Consider the following 25,171-nt stretch of genomic DNA (forward strand, 5'->3'; position numbering starts at 1 on the left):
TGATTGGTTATTGAGCGTTGGTCAAAATGGTTGTTTTTACAGTAGCGCTAACACTTGGCCATCCTGGCGGCGTCGTTCCTGTCGTTCTTGGAGGCCGAGTCGGCGGCCGACCTGGGGATCTTCGAGACCGCGGCGACGACACACTCGACGCCGAGCCCGGCGAGCTCCCTCTGCGGGGCGAAGCCGGGGTAGCCGCTCTCGTAGGCCGCGAGCGACGGCCCGGGGAACCCACCCATCCACCCGGCGATCTCGCCCCAGGGGTTGCCGGGGAACCTCCTCGTCACGGCCTCGCCGGTGTCCGCGTCGAGGGCGTAGACGGTGGTCGACCTCAGGTGGACGTCCATCCCGAACGCGGTAGAATACTTTGGCATGGGAGCCTCCCAACCTCGTTGCGGCGCGGCTGCGCCTATGGCACTTCAACATCATTGTCGCAGCCCCGACCCGCGGTCACGAGCGGGGGCTCCTATCTTTTTAGTGCCCTCGGATTGGGTCATAGTGTCTGTCGGTACCAAGGCATCGGCGTTGCCTTGATCCAAACCTACCAAAAGGGGACAGGTTTATTTGGTCGGTTTTATCTGGACAAACGTGGTCGTCTATCGCAATATGGTCGTTGGGGACGTTCTTGTTTGACTAGTCGTTTAAGAACGTCCCCAACGACTACATAGCATGAGAGTGGATAATCTCCCGGTTTGAGTCTGCATTCAAGCTCAAAGTGGGAGATTATCCACTCTCGTTTTTGTTCTACCTACATTTGTAGGAACAGTTCGTGGAGGCGGGTGTCTTCATCGAGTTCGGGGTGGAAGGTTACGCCGAGCTGGTTGCCCTGGCGGGCGGCGACGATGCGGCCATCGACCTCTGCCAAGGCCTTGGCGTCGCCGTGGACCTCGACGATGCGGGGCGCGCGGATAAATGTCAGCGGCACTTCACCGTCGATGCCGTCTACCTGTCCCTTGGTGCGAAAACTGCCGAGCTGTCTGCCATAGGCATTGCGCTCAACGAGCACATCCATGGTTGCCAAACGCGGCGTGCCCTTATCGTCATGAGCGGCAAGGTCGTGAGCCAGCAGAATCAGGCCGGCGCAGGTGCCCAGGACGGGCATGCCTTCAGCGATACGGGTACGAAGCTCCTCGAGCATGCCCAACTCATCAAGCAGTTTCCCTTGAACGGTAGACTCGCCGCCGGGAAGTACCAGACGGTCAAAGTTCTGCTTCAAATCAGCCGCCTGCCTCAGCTCAATACAGCGTGCGCCCAGCTCAGATAGCCTTGCCTCATGCTCGGCAAAAGCGCCTTGGACCGCCAGCACGGCAACCGTTTGGTGTGCATAATCGCTCATGTGCGATCCTTTCTGCTGGACTAGCGCCCGCGCTCCTCCATGATGATCTCGATCTCGTCGGCGTTGATGCCCACCATGGCCTCGCCCAGGTCCTCCGAAAGCTCGGCGATGAGCTTGGCGTCGGTGAAGTTTGCCACGGCCTTGACGATGGCGGCGGCGCGCTTGGCGGGGTCGCCGCTCTTAAAGATGCCCGAGCCAACAAAGACGCCCTCGGCGCCCAGCTGCATCATCAGCGCGGCGTCGGCGGGGGTCGCGACTCCGCCGGCGGCAAAGTTTACGACGGGGAGCTTGCCCGTGGCATGGACCTCGCGCACCAGCTCGACCGGAACCTGCAGCTGCTTGGCTGCCTCAAAGAGCTCGTCGTCGCGCAGGGCAACAACGTCGCGGATCTGCTTTTGGATCTTGCGCATGTGGCGCACGGCCTGGACGACGTCGCCCGTGCCCGGCTCGCCCTTGGTGCGAATCATCGTGGCGCCCTCGGCAACACGGCGCAGCGCCTCGCCCAGATCGCGGGCGCCGCAGACAAATGGCACGTCAAACTGGGTCTTGTCGATGTGATAGACGTCATCGGCAGGGGAGAGGACCTCGGACTCATCGATGTAATCGATCTCGATGGCCTGCAGGACCTGCGCCTCGACAATGTGACCGATGCGACACTTGGCCATAACGGGGATGGAGACGGCCTCCTGGATGCCCTTGATCATCTTGGGATCACTCATGCGCGAGACGCCGCCTGCGGCGCGGATGTCGGCCGGGATACGCTCGAGCGCCATGACGGCGCAGGCGCCCGCCTCCTCGGCGATGCGTGCTTGCTCGGGCGTGGTGACGTCCATGATGACGCCGCCCTTGAGCATCTGCGCGAGTTCGCGATTGAGTTTGACGCGATCGGCCTTGCTGGTCTGTTCTGCCATGGTTGCTCCCTTGGTTGGCATGTACATTGCTTGACGGAACATCCTATCGGGGAGCTGGGTATGGCGAAATACTCAGTTTTCGAGATAATAACAAGGTCAGACTAATGCCAGATTGAATGATTCGATAAGGTCAGGTGATAGACCCATGCTTGACTACAATTTGGAAAATCGCGGCGAAGCATCGCTTTATGAGTATGTTTACCAGCAAATTCGCGATGATATTGTTGCTGGCCGTATTGCGGCGGGGGAGCATCTGCCGTCTAAGCGCGCCTTTGCGAGTCATTTGGGTATCAGTGTCATTACCATCGAGAATGCATATAGCCAGTTGCTTGCCGAGGGCTATATTTGCTCGATGCCGCGTCGTGGCTACTACGCGTGCGAGCTTCCGGATGCGCCGGTTTTGGCTTTTGCTGCGGGGGATATCGACCGAGATGCTGTCCCTGTTGGTCCCAGCGCGCATGATGCCATGGGGCAGGCAGAGCGATTCGACGCACTTTCTCCTTCCGCTTTGGAGGCGGCGCGGCTTTGGCAAAGTGCGCTACGGGCGACGCTGACGTCCGAAGACGAACGTGAAATCTTTTCGCCCGCACCGGCGCAGGGCACCGCTCGACTGCGACGTGCGATTGCGCACCATCTGCGCGGGGCAAGGGGCATGAATGTCGACCCCGACAACATCGTTATCGGTGCGGGCGCCCAGCTGCTCGATACCATGTTGGTTCAGTTGCTTGGCGCGGACAAGGTGTATGCCGTCGAGGATCCAGGCTATTTGCGCTTGACGCGCATCTATCAGGCCATGGGTTGCGAAGTGCGGCATATCCCGTTGGATGCTGAGGGCGTGGACTTGAGCGCGCTGCAGAAAACCGGGACCGATGTCCTTCACCTGATGCCGTCTCATCAGTATCCGACCGGTCTTGTGACGAGCATTGCACGTCGCTATGCGTTGCTGAGCTGGGCCGCCGAGCGGCCAGGTCGGTATCTCATCGAAGACGACTTTGATTGTGAGTTTCGCCTTGCCGGCAAGCCGATTCCCGCGCTCGCGTCGATCGATGCCGCCCAGTCGGTTATCTACACCAACACGTTTTCGAAGAGTCTTTCATCGGCGTTGCGTTTGGCGTACATGGTGCTGCCCGATGAACTAATGGAGAGGTTTAAACGCAACCTTGGTTTCTACGCCTCGTCGGTAAGTTCTGTTGATCAGGTTGCCTTGGCGCGTTTGCTGGAATCGGGTGATTACGAGCGACATGTGAACCGCGTGCGCGCTCGTGCTCGTGGGGCGCGTGATGGCCTGGCGGCGCTTGTACGGAAAACGTTTCCGGCAGGGGAAGTCTCGATCGAGTACGCGGACGCCGGCCTTTACTGCGTCGTGGCCGTGGAGTGTGACGCGGGCGGAAGCTCTTTTGCACGGGCCCTCACGCGCTCGAGCATCCCTTTTATCGATATCGGTGACTGTTTTTGGTGTGCCGATGGCGCATCTGTCCCTGAAAACTCAACTCAAATTCTTGTTCAGTATGACGATCTGAGTCCAAAAGTACTAACTACCTTGGAATTGCAGCTAATGGGGAGCACTCTGCAACCTAAGTGAGTAGACTTTTAGCACTTTGGCGACCAGACAGTTTTGTAACAAGCTATCTACCTGCGGTTTTGAAAAGCAGGATGACCGGCCTGCTCGGGATGTTCAAAAAAGTCTACTCACTTGCCGCGCAAAGCTCCTGCATGAGAAAAAAAATGGGGTTTTCAACAGGGCTCCGTCCAGCTCTCGGCAAGCTTTTGGCCAGTTGGGGAGGGCTGTTGAAAACTTGGCAGTCCGTTCGGCGCCATTTTTGGTGCGTTCGCGCCAATGCGTGACTGACTGGGTTGAAATTCGTGTTTTCCTGTGCCTATGAAGGATCTACTTTGTGACATATCAGCTTTTAGGTACTGGCGTTTGCCTCCTCAAGTCCGCGCTTTGTGTCCGCCGCTTCCACGACCGGAAGAAGACCGGCAGCGATATGATCTCGCCCGCAACCCGACGGCTGCGGTCGCGCTCGGTTTTCCGTTGTATACATTGGTTCGGACGAGAAACAAACGGACTTGTCCTGCCAGCATTAGGCAGCGGCTGTTTCTTGGTGAGCTTCCCAGGGAATCCGTGCTGGAAACGGAGCATGGGGTTTTGATTACGTCTCCTCTACTGACGGCATTCATCATGTTGCGGCATCTGACGGATCTTCAGCTTCTTTTGGTATTGGCGGAGATGTGTGGCTTGTTTGCGGTGTGTGCCCTGCCGGCGGCACTTGAGGCGGAGCTTTCGCGTGCAATTGATTCGGGCGCGATTTCGACAACGTTCGGTTGGGTGCGCTGCCCGTCCGAGGACGGCACCGCCTCAAATTTATGGCGTCGAGACGCTTTGGTTTTGGGCGGAGACCTTGACCGTTTTTGTTCAGATGTTTGTGGGATGCGTTACGGCAAGCGATTTGTCGCGGTATCGCATCTCGTTCCACTGGGTGCCGCATCGCCTTTTGAGGTTGAGACGTATTTGTTGCTTGGGTTGCCACGATCATTGGGAGGCGAAGGTTTTTGCGGCATAGAGCTCAATGTCGAAGTGGCGCTAAGCGCAAGTGCTCGGGCGATTGTAGGCAAGTCCCGTGTATATATCGACCTACTTCTTTCTTCGCCGGACGGAGAGCGACAGGTGGCCATTGAATGCCAAGGAAAGGGCTCACACGGGCGAGCCGGGGATGGTTTGCGTGACGCCGACCGCATGACGGCGCTTCAGGCCATGGGCTACGATGTATTTCTCCTGACACACGGACAGATATCCGATGATGATAGATTCCATGCGATTGTTAAGGCCGTATGCAGGTTGCTCGATGTTGAATATCGCGATAAAAGCTTGGAGGAGCAAGGGGCCGAGGCATTGCTTCGGTCTGAGCTATTCGTTGACTGGTCAAAACTGGGAGAAATCGACAAAAAGATGCCCGTTAGACACAAAAAGGCCCGATCATGGACGGTTGCAAATCTAAGTGAGTAGACTTTTAGCGTGATGGCGACCAGATTGTTTTGCGGCAAGCTATCTACCTGCGGTTTTATAAAGCAATACGGGTGGTCTGCTCGACAAGTTCCCAAAAGGCTACTCACTTAGTTTTTGACGCGAAGCCGATGTCAAAGGTGGTCCTATTTTTGGGACGTTAACTGGTTTGCAAGACACGAAAAAGGCCCGAACCATGCGGTCCGGGCCTTATAAAGCTAGAGAATGTCTCTCAGGCGTTTGGCTTAGCCGAAGTAGCGCTTTAGCAGGCCGGCGAAAGCCTTGCCGTGGCGAGCCTCGTCGCGAGCCATCTCGTGCACGGTGTCGTGGATGGCATCGAGACCAGCGGCCTTGGCGCGCTTGGCGAGATCGGTCTTGCCGGCGGTGGCGCCGTTCTCGGCCTCAACGCGCATCTCGAGGTTCTTCTTGGTGGAGTCGGTCACGACCTCGCCCAGGAGCTCGGCGAACTTGGCGGCGTGCTCGGCCTCCTCGTGGGCAGCCTTCTCCCAGTACAGGCCGATCTCGGGATAGCCCTCGCGATGAGCGACGCGAGCCATGGCCAGGTACATACCGACCTCAGAGCACTCGCCCTCAAAGTTGGCGCGCAGGTCAGCAACGATGTCCTCGGAGACGCCCTCCATCTTGGCGACGCCCACGACGTGCTCGGCAGCCCACTCGAGCTGACCCTCCTCCTGCTTCAGGAAGCGAGAGCCGGGAACGCCGCACTGGGGGCACTTGAAATCCTCGGGCAGCTGGTCGCCGTCGAACTCTTCCACATAACCGCAAACGGGGCAAACAAACTTCATAATTCGATCCTTTCGATCGATGGCGATGGCGCGCTCGTCCGGTCCCGTAAGGGCCCTCTCCGGACGTGCGTCTTGACGAGTTCTATTATCCATAAATGCGACCGAATGTGAAGCCTATTAGGAATGATTTTTAATAAAACAATTTTGGGCATGTGAAGATGTTGATTGATTAACGATTGCTAGACCTCGTGCGACCTCCGATGAGTACAATCGGTCGAGCAAATGTTGACCTATCAACAAATGAAGGAGTTTCCTTTATGCATCTAGCCCGTCGTGCCTGGTGTCGAACATATCAGACGGTTTTTCGCATTGCATTGCCAATCCTGCCCTATACCGAGCCGCGCATTTTAGAGCATGCCGAGGATGTGCCCGCGGTGCTTCAAAAGCGCTCGATCCAGAAGGTCCTTATCGTGACGGATCCCGGCATTGCCCGTCTGGGGCTCACGGCACCGCTCGAGACAGCGCTCGCGTCCAAGGGAATTGGCGTTGCGGTCTATGCCGAAACACGTGCGAACCCCACGGTCTCAAACGTGGAGGAAGCGGCGTCCCTGTATCGCGCGAGCGCCTGCCAGGCCATTATCGGCTTTGGTGGCGGTTCGGCCATGGACTGCGCCAAGGGTGTGGGGGCGCGCATTGCGCAGCCATACAAGCCCATCAACAAGATGCGCGGCCTGCTGCGCGTTCATCGTCGCCTGCCGCTGCTCATCGCCGTTCCCACCACGGCAGGTACGGGTAGCGAGGTCACGCTCGCAGCGGTCATTACCGATGACGAGTCGCACTACAAGTACCCCATTAACGACTTTGTGCTTATCCCGCGCTTTGCGGTGCACGACCCCGAGTTTACGCGCGGCCTGCCCGCCTCCATTACGGGGCAGACGGGCATGGATGCTCTGACGCATGCCGTCGAGGCCTTTATCGGGCGCAGCACCACGCCCTATACGCGCAAGATGGCGCGTCAGGCGGTGCAACTCATCCGCGATAATTTGCTCGAGGCCTATGAGCATGGCGACAACATGCGTGCGCGCCGCAATATGCTTTCGGCGGCGTATAAAGCGGGTGTTGCCTTTACGCGCTCATACGTGGGCTACGTGCATGCCATTGCACACAGCCTGGGCGGACGATACGGGATTCCGCACGGCTTGGCCAACGCGATCATCCTGCCGCACATGCTTCGCGCTTATGGTGACGCCGCCGCCCCCAAGCTCGCCGATCTTGCTCGCATGGCGGGCATTGCGCCGGCTACCGCGCAGGACGGTCTTGCGGCCGAGGCCTTTATCGATTGGGTCGACCGCATGAACGTTGCCCTGGGTATCCCCAAATATGTGACAGGCATTCGCCGCTCCGACATTCCCGAAATGGCAACGCACGCCGATGCCGAGGCTAATCCGCTGTACCCCGTTCCGCTTTTAATGGACCGCTTGGAGCTCGAGCGTATGTACGAGGTCGTCGCGGGTGGTATGCTTGAGGACGAGAACTAGGAGGGCGCCATGAACACCGAGGAAATTGCGCGCATCGTCGGCGATCAGCGCGCCTACTTTAAGACGCACGCCACGTTTGATGTCGATGCTCGACGTCGTGCGCTCGTGAGTTTACGCGATGCGGTACGGGCCCACGAGGCCGATATTGCCCATGCGCTCAAGACCGATTTGGGAAAGTCGCATGACGAGGCCTATATGTGCGAAATCGGCACCTCGCTTTCCGAGATTCGTCATCAGATCGCGCATGTGGCTCGATGGAGTCGTTCGCGCCTGCGTCCGTGTGACCTTGCCAACGCCGTGAGTGTGTGCAAAACGCAAGCCGTGCCCTATGGCGTCACGCTCATCATGGCTCCATGGAACTATCCGTTTTTGTTGACGCTCGAGCCACTCGCCGGCGCCCTTGCCGCGGGCAATACTGTGGTCATCAAGCCGAGCGCCTATGCTCCTGCATCGAGCGCGGTGCTCAAGCAAATCTGCGAAGAGGCATTTGATCCGCGCCTGGTGACGGTTGTCGAGGGCGGGCGGGCCGAAAACGAAGCGCTACTCGATGAGTGCTGGGACAAGATCTTCTTTACCGGTAGCGTTCCGGTCGGCAAGCTCGTCATGGAGCGCGCAAGTAAAAACCTTACGCCCGTGACGCTTGAGCTGGGCGGAAAGAGTCCCTGCATCGTGGATGCGACGGCAAACTTGAAGGTTGCGGCACGGCGTATCGCCTTTGGTAAATGGCTCAACGTGGGGCAGACCTGCGTGGCGCCCGACTACCTGCTGGTCGATACGAGCGTGCACGACGAGCTGCTGGGCCTCATCAAGGAGGAGGTCCGCCGTATGTTTGGCGAGCATTCGCTCGATAACGAGGACTACGGACATATCGTCAACGCCAAGCATTTCGTGCGCGTGCGCGGGCTGATCGACTCCGATAAGGTTGTGCTGGGAGGCACGGCGCGCGAGTCGTCGCTCAAGATTGAGCCGACGATCCTAGACGGCGTGGCCCCCGATGACGCCGTGATGCAGGAGGAGATTTTCGGCCCCATCTTACCGGTGCTGACGTTTGAGAGCTTAGACGAGGCCGAAGCGTTTATTACGGATCGTCCGACGCCGCTGGCCCTGTATATCTTTAGCCAAGACCGTGAGGTTCAGCAGCGCTTTGTGCGTTACGTGCCCTTTGGTGGTGGCTGTGTTAATGACACCATTATGCATTTGGCCACGAGCCATATGGGCTTTGGCGGCATGGGGGCGAGCGGTATGGGACAGTACCATGGACGCGAGAGCTTCGATACGTTTAGCCACAAGAAGAGCATCGTGAACAAGGCAACGTGGCTGGACGTGCCGTTCCGCTATGCCCCTTACGCAAGCTGGAAGCGCAAGTTCGTGCGCATGTTTGTGCATTAGAATCAGATGACATAGGGATAAACAAAGTGGCCGCCCCCGCGTAAGCGAAGACGGCCATTTCTCACGATGAAAACGTGTATCGGAGTTGGCAAGACCCGCTGCCACGGGTGCCATCCGTGTTCCCATCTTATCTGCAAGCGTTCCGTTGCGCAAGCGTTGCGGCAAACGATTGAAAGACGCAGACAGGATGAATTTGTGTCCGCACGGGCCCGTAGACTTCTCAACTACGTTGTGGATGCTCGCTAATCGGTAATGGAGGCGCACGTGTTTGATGACGATGACCTGTTCGATCTGACAGACGATCCGTTTGAGTGGGATATGCTACTCGATGACGATGAGTTGGAGCAGGACCGTAAGAAGCGGCAGGGCAAGAAGACGCGGGATGACGCTTCGAAAAAGCAGGACAAGCGTCGCCGAGGTCTGTTCGGCGGGCTCTTTGGGTGACTGTCTCATCGCCGCGTCTGTATACTAAACAGGTCTTATACGCGTTGCGAAATGAGGACAGAGACGATGATGTGGTTTACCGCCGACCTGCACCTGGGCGATACGAATATCTTGCACGACATGGATCGACCGTTTGATTCGGTCGAGGAGATGAACCGCAAGGTCATCGATGCCATCAATGAGTGCGTGGCTGTGGACGACCGCCTCTATATCTTGGGAGACTTTACCTATCGTTTGCCCCTGGCGGAGGCGGTGCGCCTGCGCGAGCGCATCGAATGTCAGAACGTAACGCTCATCCGCGGTAACCATGACGGCGACTGGGAAGATCCAGACGCGCCGCACATTTGGGATGAGGTGCGCGATTATCTGGAGGTCGCCCCCGGTTACGCGAAGGGCCATCGCCTGGTAATGAGCCATTACCCCATGCTCAGCTGGAACGGCAAGGCGCGTGGCGCCATCATGTTGCACGGGCATATCCACAGCAGGGGAGACCGCACCAACGCGCGCAACCGCGATCGCGAGCGCCCGGTTCTGCGCTACGACGTTGGCCTCGATGCCAACAACTACAAGCCCGTAAGCCGTGACCAAATCCTAGGCTTCTTTGGACTGTAGCTGTAAGTGCAGGTAGAATGAACGCGCCGCGCGGATGGTCTGTGCGGCGCGTTTCAGTAGGAGCGATGAATCCATGAGGGCTATCCAGCGCATTAACCATAACGCTGCCATCTGCGAAGACGGCGCGGGGCGTCAGCTTATCGCGCTGGGTCGCGGTATCGGCTTTGGCGATATGCCGCATGAGGTCGACCTGGATGTCATCACGCGTACCTTTTACGGCATTGATTCAAAGTACCTGGCGTTTATTGATGAGGTCGACCCCGAGGTGCTGGAGTTTTCTGCTCAGCTGGCTGATATCGCAACCGGACAGCTTTCGTACGAATTGAGCCCTAACCTCCCCATTACACTGGCGGACCATATCCAGTTTGCCATTAAGCGCGCCCGCGAACACATGGTGGTGTCGTTGCCGCTCGAGCGCGATCTGGAGCAGCTGCATCCCATCGAATACCGCTTGGGCGAGCTGGCTGTTCGCGGCATCCAGAAAAGCTTCCGTGTGCGTATGCCCCGAAGCGAGGCCGCGGGCATTGCCATGTCGATTGTCAACGCATCGGTTAAGCCGAGCGAGCGGCGCGTGCTTGCCGAGCAGCACGAGGAGCGACTGCTCGATATGACGGTCGCGATTATTCAAGAAGAGTTGGGTGTGACGGTCGATCGCTCGTCGTTCGCCTTTGCCCGCTTTGCCACTCATGTGCGCTATCTGCTCGACCGCGTGGCAAAGAAAGAGCCGATCGATACCGAGAACTCCGGTCTTTACGACGTGCTCGTGGAGCAGTATCCGGCGGCATCGCGTTGCGCTCACCGTGTCGACGATCTGATTCAAGAGACCTTTGGCGAGCCATTGGCCCAAGAGGAGCTCGTCTATCTGATCATGCATGTGAATCGCGTGGCTTCTGTCCACTCGGATAAATAGGCTCTCTGGTATTTCCTTTCCGTCATGGCGACCGTTCGCGGGTCGTTTGCTACCGTTCGTCGGTAATCTGAGCCGCAACGAACGCATCTGCCGCATATACTCGCCGTGTGTTGGGTGTTACTCACGGCGCAGCTCCGAGAGGCACTACCGATTCTGCCAAGACCATAATTGGGTCTCTGTCGGTTGTGCGCGGGGCTTTTTTCATGTCGATCCACCCGGGAATCACATGCAAATCAATCTCTTGCCAACTGGTATCGCGCGCTGCGCAGGCGCGAGCGGAATCGTGCGTCTTGGTGCCGTGAAGTCCCACGGCCTTTAGTTGGAAGAGAAGGGATTCGACATGGCTGTCGATAACAAGAAGATTGCCGAGGACGTGCTCGCTGCCGTCGGCGGCGCCTCCAATGTGACGAACGCGACGCACTGCATGACCCGCTTGCGTCTGAACCTCAAAGATCAGTCCATTCCCAATGATAATGAAGTTAAGAAGATCAAGGGTGTGCTGGGCGCACAGTGGTCTGGCGGCCAGTATCAGGTCATCATTGGCCAGAACGTGCCGAAGGTCTATGACGCCGCCATTGCGCTGGGCGTCAAGGGCGAAGGCTCCATTGACGAGAACCTCGATGACGGCACCAAGGAGCCACTGACGGTCAAGACTGCGGGCAAGAAGGCCCTTAACTACCTGTCCAAGACAATGTGCATGACGATCCCCATTATCATGGGCGCCGCCATGTTCCGCACACTTGCCGTACTTTGCGGCGACGGCATGCTCGGTATCTGGTCTGCCGATTCTGACATCTACAACTTCTTCTACAACTGGATTTACAACGCCGGCTATTATTTCTTCCCTGTCTATCTGGGTTGGGCTGCCGCAAAGCAGCTCGGCTGCAGCCAGCCGCTCGGCATGATGCTCGGCGGCGTGCTCATTGCCCCCGAGTTCATGACGTTGGTCAACGCCGCTGCGGATTCTGGTGCTACGACCACGATGGTTTACGGCGTGCTCCCGGCTCAGCTGAACAACTATTCTGCGACCGTGCTCCCCATGCTGCTGTCTATGCCGGTGCTGATGGTCGTCGAGAAGTTCATGAAGAAGATCATCCCCGACATGCTCTCCACGGTGTTTGTGCCCGTGTGCACCATGGCTGTGATGACCCCCGTTTCCCTGTGCGCCCTAGCTCCGATTGGTTCCATTCTGGGCGACCTGGTCGGCAACTTTATGTTCGGCCTCGGAAACGCTGGCGGCATCGTCACAATCCTCTCCCTCGTCGCCATTGCCGCGCTTTGGGAGTTCCTGGTTATGACCGGTATGCACCAGGTTCTGATTGCCCTCGGCATTGTACAGGTGCTCACCTCAGGGTCTGACTCCTGCGTTATGGTCGCGGGTGCTATCGCTCAGTTCGCCACGTGGGGCATGGCCTTCGGTGCCTTCCTGCGCCTTAAGGAGGTCGACGAAAAGGGCGCTATGCTTGGTTTCTCGCTCTCCGGCATTGTCGGTGGCGTGACGGAGCCCGCGCTGTATGGCTGCGGCTTTAAGTATACTCGCTGCCTGGGTGCCATGGTCGCGGGCGGCGCTATCGGCGGCCTGATCGCGGCTCTCACTAATGTGACCACGTATGTTTTGGGCGCAACTAATATCCTTGGTATTACAGGTTATGTTGCAGGCGGAACTGCTAATCTCGTATGGGGCTGCGTTGCATCGGGCACTGCATTTGTTGCCGCCGCTGCCATCGCCTACTTCTTTGGCTTTACCAAGGAGCAGCTCGACGAAGACGCTGCTGCCGCCAAAGCCTAAAGCATCCGTTCGGTAGGACAATTATCTGGGGCACTTGGCTGCGCTTCAAGTGTCCCTTTCCGTAGATGGGGGTCAATATGAAGCAATTGCTCATTCGTGCCGATGATATCGGTTATTCGTATGCCGTTAACCTGGGGATTGCCCGCAGTATCAATGAGGGCCTGGTGCGCTCGGCGGGACTTATGCCCAATATGCCCGAGGCCGAGCGTGGCTGGTCGCTCGTGGCGGATGCCGGCATTGCGGTGGGTCAGCATACCAACGTGTGCCTGGGCAAGCCGTGTGCCGACCCGGCGCTCATTCCGAGCATGCTCAACGAGAATGATGAGTTCCATAGCAGCCGTACCTTCCGCGATCATTTTAAGCGCGGCGAGGAGTTGATAGACTTCGACGAGGCCTGCATCGAGATCCGCGCGCAGCATGACCGCTTTGTCGAGATCGTGGGCCGCGAGCCCGATTACTTTGAGGCCCATGCCGTCATGAGCAAAAACCTTAACCGAGCGATCTCGGCGGTTGCTCAGGAGCTGGGCCTTAAGGAGCAAAAGGCGAGCTTCGACCCCGCGGCTGTGGTGCATTGCGGAGATACTGATCTGCGCATGGTGATGCGCTCGATGGAGCCGGGCTACGAGCCCAAAGAGGCAATCATGCAGACGGTTCGCGGGATGGTGGACGGCGAGACGGTCGTCTTTGTGTGCCATCCGGGTTATCTCGATCGTTTTATCCTGGAGAACAGCTCGCTCACGACCGATCGTACCAAGGAAGTCGATGCACTGATCGACCCCGAGCTTCGCGCTTGGCTCGAGTCTCAATCCGATCTTCGCCTGATCGACTACCGCGACCTGTAAGGACCCAAGTCACCACAAAGGGGACAGTCGCCTTTGTGGTGGTTCTGGCGCCGTTGCCATTATGGCAGCGGCGCCTTTTTTGTCCGTGCGGCGCGGTAGAGTGTAGGCGGTTGAAATTTGCGTCCATCGAGGAGCTGCTATGAACGAGATCAAGTGCCCGCATTGTGGCGAAGTTTTTAAGGTCGATGCGTCCGGCTATGCGGATATCGTCAAGCAGGTGCGCGATGCCGAGTTCTCGCGCGACCTGGATGAGCGCGTGAAGGCGGTCCAGCGCGAGGGCGAGCAGGCACTGGAGCTTGAGCGCTCGCGCTCGACGGCTGCTTTGCAAAAGGCAGAGTCTCAGCGCGACGCTCAGCTTGTCGAGCAGAAGAACGCTGCAGCTCAGCAGCTGGCACAAGAGGTTGCCAAGCGCGACGCTGAGCTTGCCGAGCTGCGCGCCAAGCTCGAAGGCGCTGCCGCAGAGCGCGAGAGTGCAAGTCAGCGCGCGGCGGTTGAGGCTCGTTCCGATGCTCAAAAGGAGAATGCCGAGCTTCAGCGCGAGATCGACAATTTACGTGCGCAGTTGGAGCGCAAAGATGATGAAGCCAGGCTTGCCGAGGCGGCGGCACGCAATGCTGCTCAAAACGACCTGTCCGCGCGCGACGCTCAGATTGCCGAGCTGCAGGCCAGGATCGCCGCGGCGGACAAGGCCCAGGAGATGGCGCTTGCCGCTGCCGCGGCAGAGTCGCAGCGTGAGCTCGATGCCGCTCGCAGCGAGGCCGAGCGCGCGCTTACTGACTATCGCGCGAAGGTGCAAGAGAAGTTTTCCGCCGCAAAGGCTCAGTCCGAGCAAGAGGCCGAGGGCCTGCGTGCCCAGCTGCGCGAGCAGGAACTGATGGCAAAAATGAACCTGTCGGAGGCGGTCGCCGCGGCGGAGCGAGAGCGCGATGAGGCGCGTGCCAAGCTGACGAGTGAGCTGGCGGTGCGCGATTCGCGTGAGGAACAGGCCAAGGCTGCCCACGAGCTTGAGCTTGCGCAGGCCAAGCGCGTGAGCGACGAGTTGATTCGCTACAAGGATGAAGAGATCGAGCGCCTTAAGGACATGAAGGTGCGTCTGTCTACCAAGATGGTGGGCGAATCGCTAGAACAGCACTGCGAGACCGAGTTCAATCGCCTGCGCATGACGGCGTTTCCCAATGCGTACTTCGAGAAAGACAACGATGCGTCCGAGGGTACCAAGGGCGACTTTATCTTCCGCGAGTGCGACGCGAGCGGCAACGAGGTCATTTCGATTATGTTAGAGATGAAAAACGAGAACGATGAGACCGCGACCAAGCATAAAAACGAGGACTTCTTTAAGAAGCTCGATCACGATCGTCGCCAGAAAGGCTGTGAGTACGCGGTGCTTTGCACGCTGCTCGAGCCCGAGAGCGAGCTTTACAACGCGGGAATTGTGGACGTGAGCTATCGCTACGAGAAGATGTACGTGATCCGCCCGCAGTTCTTCATTCCCATGATCACGCTTCTTCGCAACGCCGCCATGGGTTCGCTGCGCTATAAGCAGGAGCTGGCGGAGTACAAACAGCAGAACATCGACGTCACGAACTTCGAGGCCAAGATGGAGAAGTTCAAGGATGGCTTCTCGCGCAACTACAACCTGGCGAGCAAGCAATTCGAATCGGCGATCAAGGAGATCGATGCCGCCATCAAGCAGCTCGAGAAGACCAAGGACGATCTGCGCCGCAGCACCGAGAACCTGCGCCTGGCCCACAACAAGGCCGATGAGCTTACCATTCGCAAGCTCACGTGGGGAAACAAGACCATGAAGGCCGCCTTTGACGAGGCGCGCGAGGCTGCGCCAGAGACAAACGATGAGCCAGCCGAGGCGGATTCGTATGAGGTCGAGGATGTCGAGTAGGGGATAGCGTATCGCGCAAAAAGCGGGGCCGCTGGCAATGTTGCCAGCGGCCCCGCTTCGTTCCATTCCATTGTGCCCGGCTAGTCCTCGAGCAGGTCCTCGATAAAGCCGACGCGGTAGTTCTTGAAGATGACCTCGCCGCCGTCTTGCGTGGCGTCCAGATCGACATCGCCCGTGATGCCAAAGTCGTGGTCGCCGTCCTCGTCGGCAAAGATCTGGTGCACGTGCCATACGTGCGCGGTCTTCTCGTCGGACTCGTCGATGGAAAACATCGCGGCGCTGCGGGCATCTCCGTCGGTGAGGATTTCCTCGTGCTGCTCATGGTAGGCATCGAGCGCCTTTTGCCAGCGTATTTCGCTCATGCCCCAGTCGTCGTCGAGTTCGCCCAGGTCGCGAACGTGCTCGCGGGCGGCAAGGGTCACGCGGCGGAAGAGCGCGTTGCGCACCAACAACGTGCAGCCGCGACGGTCCGCAACGACCTCGTCGATGCCCTGCGGCGGCGCGGCGTTGAGGGCTGCCGGGTTGCCGGCGTTCTCCCACTCGTCCACCAGGCTCGAGTCCACCGAACGCACCACAAAGCCCAGCCACGAGATAATGTCGCGCAGGCGCTCGTCGCGCTTCTCGATGGGTACGGTGCGGTCGAGAGAACGGTAGGCCTCTGCCAGGTAGCGCAGCAAAATGCCCTCTGAGCGGGCGATGCCGAGCTTTTGAATGTAGCCCTTAAAATCGCTCGCGCTTTCCAGCATATCGCGCAGAACGCTCTTGGGAGAGAGCTGGTAGTCGTTTGCCCAGGGTACTTCCTGGCAGTACTTGTCAAAAGCGGCGTCGAGCAAATCCTCGAGCGGTTTTTCGTACGTGACGTCCTGAATACGCTCCAGACGCTCCTCATATTCGATGCCGTCGGCCTTCATCTCGGCCATAGCCCGATCGCGTGCGGCGCGCTCCTGTGCGCGCAGCACCTGCTTGGGGTTCTCGAGCGTAGCCTCGACCATCGAGATGAGGTCCATGGTATAGGTCTCGCTCTCGGGGTCGAGCAGCTCCAGCGCGGCAAGCAAAAACGGCGAGAGCGGCTGATCGAGCGCAAAGTCCTCGGGCAGGTCGACCGTCAGCGCGTAGTCGATGTCCGGCGCGGCGTCAGCCGGAGCGTCGGGTGCGGGCGGCACCTCGGTGCGCACGACGACGCCGGAATCGATGAGCGTGGCGAAGATCTCGTCGGCGCGAACCTCGAGCTTTGCCTTTTCCTCGGGGGTCTGCAGGCTCGTCTCGATGAGGTCGTGTACGCGGGCTCGGGCATCGCCACCCTGCTCGACCACGCTAATCACCATGGAGTGCGTGATGCGCAGGCGCGGCTTGAGTGTCTCGGGCTGCGTCTCGATCAGGCGCTCGAACGTCTGCTTGTTCCAGGTGACAAAGCCCTCGGGGGCCTTCTTTTTTTTAATCTTGCGGAGCTTTTTGGGGTCGTCGCCCGCCTTGGCCATAAGCTTGGCATTCTCGATCTCGTGCTCGGGTGCCTCGGCGATGACCATGCCCTCGGTATCGAAGCCCGAGCGGCCGGCACGACCGGCAATCTGATGGAACTCGCGGGCGCGCAGACGACGCATCTTATAGCCATCGAACTTGGTGAGCGCGGTGAGCACCACGGTGTGGATGGGCACGTTGATACCGACGCCGAGCGTATCGGTGCCGCAGATGACGGGTAGCAGGCCCTGCTGCGCCAAGCGCTCGACCAGCAGGCGGTAGCGCGGCAACATGCCAGCATGGTGCACGCCGACGCCGCATCCGAGCAAGCGCTTGAGGATTTTGCCGAAGGCCGTCGAGAAGCTCGTGCCCTTGGCCGCCTCCTTGATGGCCTCGCGCTGCTCCTTGTTGGCAATGCCAAAATTGGCGAGCGACTGTGCCGTCGCAAGTGCGGCATCCTGGCTAAAGTGCACGATATAGAGTGGGGCCTCGTCGCGGCGCATGGCGAGCTCGACCGTGCCCTCGAGGGAGGTCGTCACATAGTCGTAACTCAGCGGAACAGGACGCGGGGCGTCGACGACCAAGTCGCAAGCAGCGCCGGTGTGCTCCTCGAGTGAGGCGGCGATGGCAGTGACATCGCCGAGCGTGGCGCTCATGAGCATGAATTGCGTGTGAGGCAGGGTGAGCAGCGGCACCTGCCAGGCCCAACCGCGATCGGGGTCGGCAAAGTAGTGGAACTCGTCCATGGCGACGCAGCCAACATCGGCATCTTCGCCCTCGCGTAGTGCGTCGTTGGCGAGGATTTCTGCCGTACAGCAGATGACGGGCGCCTTGGTGTTGATATGCGTGTCGCCGGTGATCATACCGACGTTATCGCGGCCGAGCACCTGCACAAGGTCGAAAAACTTCTCGCTGACCAGAGCCTTGATGGGGGCCGTGTAATAGCAGCGTTTGCCCTGTGCCATGCCCATAAAGAGCATGCCCAGCGCGACAAGCGACTTGCCCGATCCGGTCGGCGTGCCCAGAATGACGTGATCGCCGGCGGCTAGATCCATGAGGGCCTCTTCCTGGTGGTCCCACAGCTCAATACCGCGATCGCTCGTCCATTCAAAGAAGCGCTCGAAGGCCTGGTCGGGCGTGAGCCACGGTTCGGGCTCGCTGCCGTCCTCGGGCTCCCACCAGGTGGGGGAGAGCGCACCGAGTGAGCCGAATTCGGCTTCGGTTCCCGTGCCGCCCGAGAATGAACTGGCGGCTCCGGCACCGGGGACGGTGCTGGCGGCGATATCTGTCGTGGTCTGTGCCATGTGTTTGCTTTCTCTCGCGATTGTCCGCCAACTATTATGGCGTAGCGTCGCATCGATGCGTTCGCAGGCAAGAAAATGCAGGAAATGGGCGTTCTGCCCAGCCGTTTAGTGTAGTCGCTAGCCAAGTGAGTAGACTTTTTGCGATATTGCGAGCACATGTCTTTTGCGCAAGGGTTCTACCTGCGGTTTTATGTTTCGCTATGCGGGCTGTGCCTGGCTATTGCAAAAAAGTCTACTCACTTAGGTTTGAGGGCCGTTCGCTGGCGCCAATTTGCGCTTGTTTGCCGACGCCGCGACCATCAGAAGCCCCTAGGACTCTTGCGGCAGGCGCTTCTTGCCTTTGCGGGCGCGGTTTCTAAAGTTCTCGACGGCCTCTTCCATGCCCAGAGGTACATAGGTGAGCTCATCGAGGTTTTCGGGCAGGTAGCAGGCAAGGCTTTGCTCCTGCGCGCGGCCCGCCGCGAGCTGTTCATTGCTGGGCTGCGCGCCGGGTGTGGCGCAAATGCCATAGACGACGGCACCCATCTCGCGCGTGCGGCATTCGTACTCGGTCTCGGGATGCTCGGGATGGTCGCGGCGGACGTCGTCGCTTACCCAAAGCGTGTCGTAGCCGGCCGCGGCAAACTGCCCCAGGGCGTAGTCGCGCAATGGCTTACTGTCGGTTCGCAGTGTGACGGTGGCGCCGGCTGAAAAGAGCGGGCGGTAGAGCATCAGATGGTCGACATGGACGAGTCGTTTTTTGGCGTACTTGGCCTTGGGCTGCGGCGTGGGAAAGTTAATGGTAATGGCATCGAGCTCGCCTGCGGCAAACAGCTGCGGCAGCGATGCGGCGCCTCGGGGCAGGACGAGTGCGTTGGACAGCTCCTGCTCGCAGATTTTCTGTGCGGCATAGGCGATGCAGATGGGCTCCTGGTCCATACCGATAAAGAGGGTGTTTGGCTCGTGGGCCGCGCGCTCTACAAGGTACGTTCCCTTGCCACAGCCAAGATCCAGGTGAAGGTGTTCGAAGGGCTTGCTGCCAACTGGCGCGCAAGCCTCGCGCCAATCTCCGGCATAGGCCTCGGGGTTCGTCTCAATCGCATCGGCGTAGCGCTCCAGGCGCTCCTCGAGCACAAAGTTCTTAGGCGTGCGAACGTGGACGGCTCCCATGAGGCTCCTTGATCATGAGTATGGAACGCATGGCAGCACGTTCCATCAATGGGTTGAAAAGGGTGGGGCATAGCTTGCCCGAAAGTTGCGGTGCGGCTCGGCGGCAAGTCGCCGATGCCTACAGGCGCTTGAGAATCACGTAACGGTTGAGCTCGCCGCTGCGACCGTCGGCATGGAAGCGCTCAAGCTCGCGCACGGGGACCTCGCCGCTCTTGTAGAATGTGCGCACGCCGCGCACCAGGTCGGTGATCTGCTGATCGTCAAAGTGATGGCAATAGCGGTAGGCGTGGCGGTCGTTTTGCCAGCCAATGAGGTGGTCGCCGGCTTCAAACTGCGCGGAATCGTAACTTTCAAACGGCGGGGTGAGCTCGGCGCGGGCTTCGGCGCGAACGGCCTTGCGCGCCATGCGCTCGTCGTTCATAAACTCCCAAAAGCTGATGGCGATGATGCCGCCTGGGCGCGTCTGGCGCACCAGGGCGTCGAGCACGCGTACGCGGTACTCGCACGACGGCACGTGGTGCATAAAGCCAAAGCAGACCGAGATGTCGGCGAGCGGGGCGTCGAAAAGCACGTCGGGTGTCTCGGCGGGGTTGAGCTTCATGAGGGCATCGAGTACGTCGAGTTCCTGGAAGTGCAGGTTGGGAATGCGCAGGGCGTGACCGTGCGCATCGATAGCCAAATCCTGACACGAGTCAACACCATAGAACTCAAACGGGCAACTGGCGTCTGCCGAGGGGTTTGCGCCGTCGACGCCCTTGGCGGAAAGTGCGCCGCCGGCGGCAAAGTTCTCGAATCGCATGTTGCCGCAGGCAAGATCGAAGACGCGGACGGGATGCTCGATCGTGGCGACGTCGAGCTGCTCGAGCGCTATGTCCATGGTGCGTACCCAGCCGGGCCACGGTGCCTGGCGCGTATCGGAGAAGGAGGCGGAGTGCTCGCGATAGAACGTATTGTTGAGCTGAATGAGCGATGAGGCGAAATCGCGGTTCACGGCGCGGAACTCCCTCCGTTGGCGGTGCGGAATAAACAGTACGACCATACTACCGTTAACGCCGCAACGGGGACAACCGAGCTGCGGGTCATTGCTTTGTTTGGACACATTTCCGCAGCTCATATATGCCCGCAACCGCCGGTTGTCAAAAATCTCACTAGAATAGGTGGCATGCTTTTGGCGGTGGCGGATAGATTTTTAACTGAGCAAGGCGCCTTAAGAACAAAAACGGTCCGGCGGCACGGCTGGCATCGCATAGGAGGAACCATGAATGTAGAAACTGCGCAGCGGCTCGCCGACCTTCGTCGCAGCAAGGGTTTTAGCCAAGAAGGGCTGGCGCGAAAGCTGGGGCTGTCGCGCCAGGCGGTCAGTAAATGGGAGCGTGCGGAGAGCTCGCCCGATACCGAGAACCTGATCTCGCTCGCAAAACTCTATGGCGTGAGTTTGGATGAGCTCCTTAATCCGAGCGATGAGATCGAGGACGATATCGAGTTTGAGAACGAGGACCGCGCCCGTCAGCGCGAGGCCGAGGCAGCGGAGCGCGCCCGTACCCATGAGGCAGCGGCACGTGCTACCGAGGCGGCAACACAGGCGAGTGATGCCGCCGCCAAGGCGGCGCAAGCGGCAAGCTGGAGCGCGCAGGCCGCCAATGCCGCTACGGCGCAGGTGACGAGTGGCGGCGCAGCTGGCTCGACTCCGGTGAAAGGTCCGTTCCAGTCGTTTCCGTATTGGGCCGTGTGCTCGCTGCTGTTCTTTTTGCTGATGTTCCTGTTTGGTGGCTCCTTTGCCGCGCTGATCTTCTTTACAATCCCCATCTATCACTGGGTGGCGCGTGCGCTCGATGGCGATTGGGCACGCGGGGATATTCAGGTTGGTCCGGCGCCGGAGGCGGCTAAGGCTCAGGATGTTTCCGCTGCGGTTGATACTGACGTGGCTTCCTCGACCGCCGCTGAGCCGAGCGCCAAAGAAGGTGATGAATGATGAAGCTCTCGCATGAGTCCAAGGTCCGCCTGGGCGTCGGTATCGGAGCGTTCGTGCTCATCATCGGGCTTATCTTTGGCACTTCGCGGATATTGTTTCATTTTGATGGCCCGTGGGATCTCGGCGATATTGCATCCGGTTTGTCCGGTATGGACGATGTGGTTGACGGGGACGATTCTTTGGATGGCGGTAACTATTCCGCTCAGTCTCGGCAGCTTTCGAGCGAAACGTTTGATGCCGACTCATTCCAGTCCCTTGACCTGGATGTGACATCGGGTGAGGTTGAGATCAAGTGCGTTTCCGGCGGGCAGGTGCGTGTCATCGAGAGCGGTCGTGTTGCAAAGGGGGTAGCTACCTACGATGCTGCCACTCAGAATCTGGCCGAGGTTAAGGGTTCTGCGCTCAAGATTCGCCAGTTCGATTGCGATGACGAGCGCGCCATTGACCGCACGGTTACCGTCGAGCTGCCGCGCGAGCTTGCCGATAACATGATGGACATTTCGGCGAATGTGGGGTCGGGAGACCTGACGATCACGGACATTGCGTGCCACGACTTCGATTTGACGTTGGACTCGGGAGACGTCGAGTTTGCGGGTACCGTGACCGACACCCTGAATGCCGAGGTCGGTTCGGGCGATGTGACGTTCGAGCTCTACCAGGCCCCCGCGAAGTCGATGGATGTAAGCGTGGACTTGGGCGATGTGGAGATAACGGTTCCGAACTCTACGGGCTTTAAGGCGCGCCTCACCGTGGGCAGCGGTGACTTCGAGAGTGATTTCCTTCCGCTTGGCTACGATGGCGAGACCACTTTGAATCATGAATTCGACAACGGTGATAAGTCTGCCACGTATCGCTTTAAGGTCGGTTCGGGCGACATGTCGTTTGATTCGGAGTGATGGGCGGTTTTCGGAGATCGGTACATATAGGCATTCTCTTTGATGGAGGCGCCGGGGCCGTGGTCGGCTTCGGCGCCTTTGCCTTTACAATGGGGTCATGGAACAGATTATTTTGAGCATACTCGAGGCCCTGCGTCGCGGCGAGACTGTAGACGACAAGGCGCTCGTCAAACTGATACATGCCGAGGCACGCCGCGAGGGTGTCGACAAACGCGATTTGGCCAAGCGCCGCCTGCTGCCGTTTTACCAGCGGGTGAAGCGCGAGGAGCCGGCTCGTTGGGCTGGATGGAATGTCGATGCCGAACTGGAGCGTCAGCTGCTGCAGGTGCTGCGTATGAAGCCGCGCCGCACGGCTTCGGGCGTGGCGACCATTACCGTCATCACCAAGCCCTGGCCGTGCTCGGGCGATTGCCTGTTTTGCCCCAACGATCTGCGCATGCCTAAAAGCTATCTGCACGCCGAGCCGGCGTGCGCCCGTGCAGAGCAAAACTGCTTCGATCCATATCTGCAGGTGAGTGCCCGTTTGACGGCACTTTCGCAGATGGGTCATGCGACCGATAAGATCGAGCTCATCGTGCTCGGCGGTACCTGGAGCGACTATCCGCAAGGGTATCAGGCATGGTTTATGTCGGAACTTTTCCGTGCGCTCAATGACGATGCCGTCGCCGGCGTGGCGGCAAACCCCATGTTGGCGCGTCCGGGCATCAGCCGTGCCGAGGCAGGGCGCCTGCTCGATGACGCTCCCGCCGATGCCCTGCCGCCGGTGGTGGCGGAGCGTCGCGAGCGCTATCGGGCTGCCGGCATTGCGACTGATGAGGCCGAGCTTGCTGCCGGCGTTGCCGACGAGCAGGGGCGTGTGGATGCTGCCGTGGGCGGCTACAACCGTGCGGTGCGTCGACTGTACGGCTCCGGCACGCCGTGGGGCGAGGTCGCCGAGTGGCAGATGGCGACGATGGAAGAGCTTGAACGGCAGCAGCGCATCAACGAGACGGCGAAGCATCGCGTGGTGGGGCTCGTTATCGAGACGCGCCCCGATGCCGTAACGCCGCTGGCGCTCACGCTCATCCGTCGTCTGGGCTGCACCAAGATTCAGATGGGCATCCAGAGTCTCGACCAGCACCTGCTCGATATCAACGAGCGTCGCATTTCGGTGGCTCAGATTGAGCGTGCGTTTTCGCTGGCGCGCCTGTTTGGCTTTAAGATCCACGCGCATTTTATGCTCAACTTGCTGGGCGCTACGCCCGAGGGGGACAAGCGCGACTACGAGCGCTTTGTGACCGAGGGCGCCTTTATGCCCGACGAGGTCAAGGTCTACCCGTGCGCGCTCATCGAGGGCTCGCGCCTGGTGGGCTGTTATGAGCGTGGCGAGTGGCGCCCCTATACCGAGGACGAGCTGCTCGATGTGCTGGCAAACGACATCGTGGTGACGCCGGCGTTCTGCCGCATCAGCCGCATGATTCGCGACTTTAGCTCCGACGACATTATGGTGGGCAACAAGAAGCCCAACCTGCGTCAACTCGTCGAAAACCGCTTGGCGGCTCGTGGGGAAGGCGCGACGGTGCGCGAGATTCGCTATCGCGAGATCAGCACGGCGGGTGCCGACCTGGACGAGTTGACCCTTGACGAGGAAGTGGCGTACGAGACGCCGGTGACGCACGAACGCTTTTTGCATTGGGTGACGCCGCAGGGCAAGATCGCCGGCTTTTTGCGCCTGTCGCTACCCGACCGTTCGTTTGTTGCCGCGCACGCGGACGAGCTGCCGACGGGGCCGGAGGAGGCGATGATTCGCGAGGTGCACGTGTATGGCATGGCAGCGCGCGTGGGCGATCAAGGCCAGGCGGCTCAGCATCATGGACTGGGGCGCTCGTTGGTGGAGCGTGCGTGCGAGATTGCCCGGGATGCGGGTTATGCGCGTATCAACGTGATTAGCGCGATCGGTACGCGCGAGTACTATCGCCATTTGGGTTTCTACGACCACGGACTCTATCTGCAAAAGGAGCTCTAAATGAACAAGCCGAGTGTTTCTGCCGGCGTCGTTGCCGGCGTTGCTCTGGGAGCCGCGGCGCTTGGTGCGGCCGCTGTCGCTGTTCGTGCTGTCTGTCTGCAGGTTGCGCGAACCCGCAATGGGTTGGCGCGTGTGAAACGCGTGCACGATGAGGGCGGCGATGAGATTCGCGTGTTGGTGCAAGGCGGAGTCTACCAAAGCGCAAGCTACGTTGGCGAGCGTTGGGCAGAGCCCGTCTTTGCGTACTATCGTGCGTTTGACGACGTGTTTGAGGCCGAGCGCGCAATGCATGACGCCTATGGTCACGGTATCGACCGCATGCTCATGCTGGGCGGCGGCGGGTTTGCCTATCCCAAGTTTGCGCTGATGTCGCACGAGAGCTTGCGCATGGACGTCATTGAGTACGATGCCGAGATTACGCGCCTGGCGCGCCGTTGGTTCTACCTGGACGAGCTGGAGCGCACGGTGGGCGATCGCCTGCGAGTGATTACCGCTGAGGCTCGCTCGTATCTGGGCGTGACGAGCGTGGGTCATCGTCGCTACGATGTGGTCGTGAGCGATTGCTTTGGCGGTGCCGAGCCCGTACGCGAGCTGGCGACGGTTGAGGCATTGCGTTTAGTGCGGGGCAGCCTGAACCCCGGGGGTATCTACGTGGCCAATATCGTGAGCGCAAACGAGGGGAGCGATGTGACGTTCCTGCGCGATTGCGCTGCCACGGCACTCGAGGTATTCGCCCACGCCTGGGTGGTCCCATGTGGCGATGCGGAGTTTGGCGGCGAAGAGAATTACCTGCTCATCGCCAGCGACGGCGACTACGCCTTTGCCGAAGCCGTGCCTTTCAATGCCGACTTCCTCGGCACCGCTCTCCACGACTAGCGCGTCTCCCTGCGACCAATCTGTTTATGAAGGGGCTTCTTTAGCTACTTCTTGGTTATGCCAAAGTAGCTCAACAAGCCCCGTCCCAAAAAGACT

The 25,171-nt window shown here is 59.5% G+C and carries 21 protein-coding genes; 14 read left to right on the forward strand and 7 right to left on the reverse strand.

Annotation, left to right across the window (positions count from 1 at the left end; all coding sequences use genetic code 11):
* Positions 1-47: 47 nt before the first annotated feature.
* From DWW51_RS07565 to pdxS, 3 genes are all read right to left on the reverse strand, one after another.
* On the reverse strand, positions 48-371 hold the full coding sequence (locus tag DWW51_RS07565; protein WP_117774070.1) for a hypothetical protein: 324 nt from the start codon (positions 369-371) through the stop codon (positions 48-50).
* A gap of 374 nt (positions 372-745) precedes the next feature.
* The gene (gene pdxT / locus DWW51_RS07570; protein ID WP_117736778.1) at positions 746-1,333 is read right to left on the reverse strand and encodes a pyridoxal 5'-phosphate synthase glutaminase subunit PdxT; all 588 of its coding nucleotides are present in this window, start codon (positions 1,331-1,333) and stop codon (positions 746-748) included.
* A gap of 20 nt (positions 1,334-1,353) precedes the next feature.
* Positions 1,354-2,244, reverse strand: a complete 891-nt coding sequence (pdxS, locus tag DWW51_RS07575) for a pyridoxal 5'-phosphate synthase lyase subunit PdxS (protein WP_022094325.1) — start codon at positions 2,242-2,244, stop codon at positions 1,354-1,356.
* 145 nt (positions 2,245-2,389) lie between these two features.
* On the opposite strand from pdxS, the gene DWW51_RS07580 reads away from it, so the two are divergent.
* The gene (locus tag DWW51_RS07580; RefSeq protein ID WP_117774071.1) at positions 2,390-3,826 is read left to right on the forward strand and encodes a PLP-dependent aminotransferase family protein; all 1,437 of its coding nucleotides are present in this window, start codon (positions 2,390-2,392) and stop codon (positions 3,824-3,826) included.
* Between the two features lie 543 nt (positions 3,827-4,369).
* Positions 4,370-5,251 (forward strand): hypothetical protein, encoded by an 882-nt coding sequence (locus DWW51_RS07585; protein ID WP_117774072.1) that lies wholly within the window; start codon positions 4,370-4,372, stop codon positions 5,249-5,251.
* A 242-nt stretch (positions 5,252-5,493) separates the two neighbouring features.
* Here the strand turns inward: DWW51_RS07585 and DWW51_RS07590 are convergent, their stop codons facing one another.
* The gene (locus tag DWW51_RS07590; protein WP_070097113.1) at positions 5,494-6,057 is read right to left on the reverse strand and encodes a ferritin family protein; all 564 of its coding nucleotides are present in this window, start codon (positions 6,055-6,057) and stop codon (positions 5,494-5,496) included.
* Between the two features lie 254 nt (positions 6,058-6,311).
* Between DWW51_RS07590 and DWW51_RS07595 the strand changes: the two genes are divergently transcribed.
* The 8 genes from DWW51_RS07595 (at position 6,312) to DWW51_RS07630 (ending at position 15,415) form a co-directional block, all read left to right on the forward strand.
* On the forward strand, positions 6,312-7,532 hold the full coding sequence (locus DWW51_RS07595) for an iron-containing alcohol dehydrogenase (RefSeq protein WP_117774073.1): 1,221 nt from the start codon (positions 6,312-6,314) through the stop codon (positions 7,530-7,532).
* Positions 7,533-7,541: 9 nt separating this feature from the next.
* The gene (locus DWW51_RS07600) at positions 7,542-8,921 is read left to right on the forward strand and encodes an aldehyde dehydrogenase (protein ID WP_117774074.1); all 1,380 of its coding nucleotides are present in this window, start codon (positions 7,542-7,544) and stop codon (positions 8,919-8,921) included.
* 264 nt (positions 8,922-9,185) lie between these two features.
* Positions 9,186-9,365: a hypothetical protein gene (locus DWW51_RS07605; RefSeq protein WP_117563521.1), complete on the forward strand. Its 180-nt coding sequence runs from the start codon at positions 9,186-9,188 to the stop codon at positions 9,363-9,365.
* Between the two features lie 66 nt (positions 9,366-9,431).
* Positions 9,432-9,977 (forward strand): metallophosphoesterase, encoded by a 546-nt coding sequence (locus tag DWW51_RS07610; RefSeq protein ID WP_231500841.1) that lies wholly within the window; start codon positions 9,432-9,434, stop codon positions 9,975-9,977.
* A 73-nt stretch (positions 9,978-10,050) separates the two neighbouring features.
* Complete coding sequence (locus tag DWW51_RS07615) at positions 10,051-10,887, forward strand: PRD domain-containing protein (protein WP_158548887.1); 837 nt, start codon at positions 10,051-10,053, stop codon at positions 10,885-10,887.
* A 340-nt stretch (positions 10,888-11,227) separates the two neighbouring features.
* Positions 11,228-12,676: a PTS transporter subunit EIIC gene (locus tag DWW51_RS07620; protein WP_117774075.1), complete on the forward strand. Its 1,449-nt coding sequence runs from the start codon at positions 11,228-11,230 to the stop codon at positions 12,674-12,676.
* Positions 12,677-12,753: 77 nt separating this feature from the next.
* The gene (locus DWW51_RS07625) at positions 12,754-13,518 is read left to right on the forward strand and encodes a ChbG/HpnK family deacetylase (protein WP_117563517.1); all 765 of its coding nucleotides are present in this window, start codon (positions 12,754-12,756) and stop codon (positions 13,516-13,518) included.
* Between the two features lie 139 nt (positions 13,519-13,657).
* Positions 13,658-15,415: a DUF2130 domain-containing protein gene (locus DWW51_RS07630; protein ID WP_117774076.1), complete on the forward strand. Its 1,758-nt coding sequence runs from the start codon at positions 13,658-13,660 to the stop codon at positions 15,413-15,415.
* A gap of 80 nt (positions 15,416-15,495) precedes the next feature.
* On the opposite strand, the gene DWW51_RS07635 is transcribed toward DWW51_RS07630, so the two are convergent.
* The 3 genes from DWW51_RS07635 to DWW51_RS07645 all read right to left on the reverse strand — a co-directional run bounded on the left by DWW51_RS07635 (position 15,496) and on the right by DWW51_RS07645 (position 20,317).
* Complete coding sequence (locus tag DWW51_RS07635; RefSeq protein WP_117774077.1) at positions 15,496-18,177, reverse strand: RNA helicase; 2,682 nt, start codon at positions 18,175-18,177, stop codon at positions 15,496-15,498.
* A gap of 309 nt (positions 18,178-18,486) precedes the next feature.
* Positions 18,487-19,326 (reverse strand): tRNA (guanosine(46)-N(7))-methyltransferase TrmB, encoded by an 840-nt coding sequence (locus tag DWW51_RS07640; RefSeq protein ID WP_117647468.1) that lies wholly within the window; start codon positions 19,324-19,326, stop codon positions 18,487-18,489.
* Positions 19,327-19,444: 118 nt separating this feature from the next.
* Positions 19,445-20,317, reverse strand: a complete 873-nt coding sequence (locus DWW51_RS07645) for a hypothetical protein (RefSeq protein ID WP_117563514.1) — start codon at positions 20,315-20,317, stop codon at positions 19,445-19,447.
* Between the two features lie 267 nt (positions 20,318-20,584).
* Between DWW51_RS07645 and DWW51_RS07650 the strand changes: the two genes are divergently transcribed.
* The 4 genes from DWW51_RS07650 to DWW51_RS07665 all read left to right on the forward strand — a co-directional run bounded on the left by DWW51_RS07650 (position 20,585) and on the right by DWW51_RS07665 (position 25,075).
* Positions 20,585-21,298, forward strand: a complete 714-nt coding sequence (locus DWW51_RS07650) for a helix-turn-helix domain-containing protein (protein ID WP_117774078.1) — start codon at positions 20,585-20,587, stop codon at positions 21,296-21,298.
* Positions 21,298-22,194 carry a DUF4097 family beta strand repeat-containing protein gene (locus tag DWW51_RS07655; RefSeq protein ID WP_197032215.1) on the forward strand — a complete coding sequence of 299 codons (897 nt, stop codon included), beginning with the start codon at positions 21,298-21,300 and terminating at the stop codon, positions 22,192-22,194. Before DWW51_RS07650 ends, DWW51_RS07655 begins: the two co-directional genes overlap by 1 nt.
* A gap of 97 nt (positions 22,195-22,291) precedes the next feature.
* Positions 22,292-24,199 (forward strand): elongator complex protein 3, encoded by a 1,908-nt coding sequence (locus DWW51_RS07660; protein WP_117774080.1) that lies wholly within the window; start codon positions 22,292-22,294, stop codon positions 24,197-24,199.
* Complete coding sequence (locus DWW51_RS07665) at positions 24,200-25,075, forward strand: spermidine synthase (protein WP_117774081.1); 876 nt, start codon at positions 24,200-24,202, stop codon at positions 25,073-25,075.
* Positions 25,076-25,171: the final 96 nt, after the last annotated feature.

This window comes from Collinsella sp. AF15-51 (genome assembly GCF_003462845.1).
GTDB lineage: Bacteria > Actinomycetota > Coriobacteriia > Coriobacteriales > Coriobacteriaceae > Collinsella.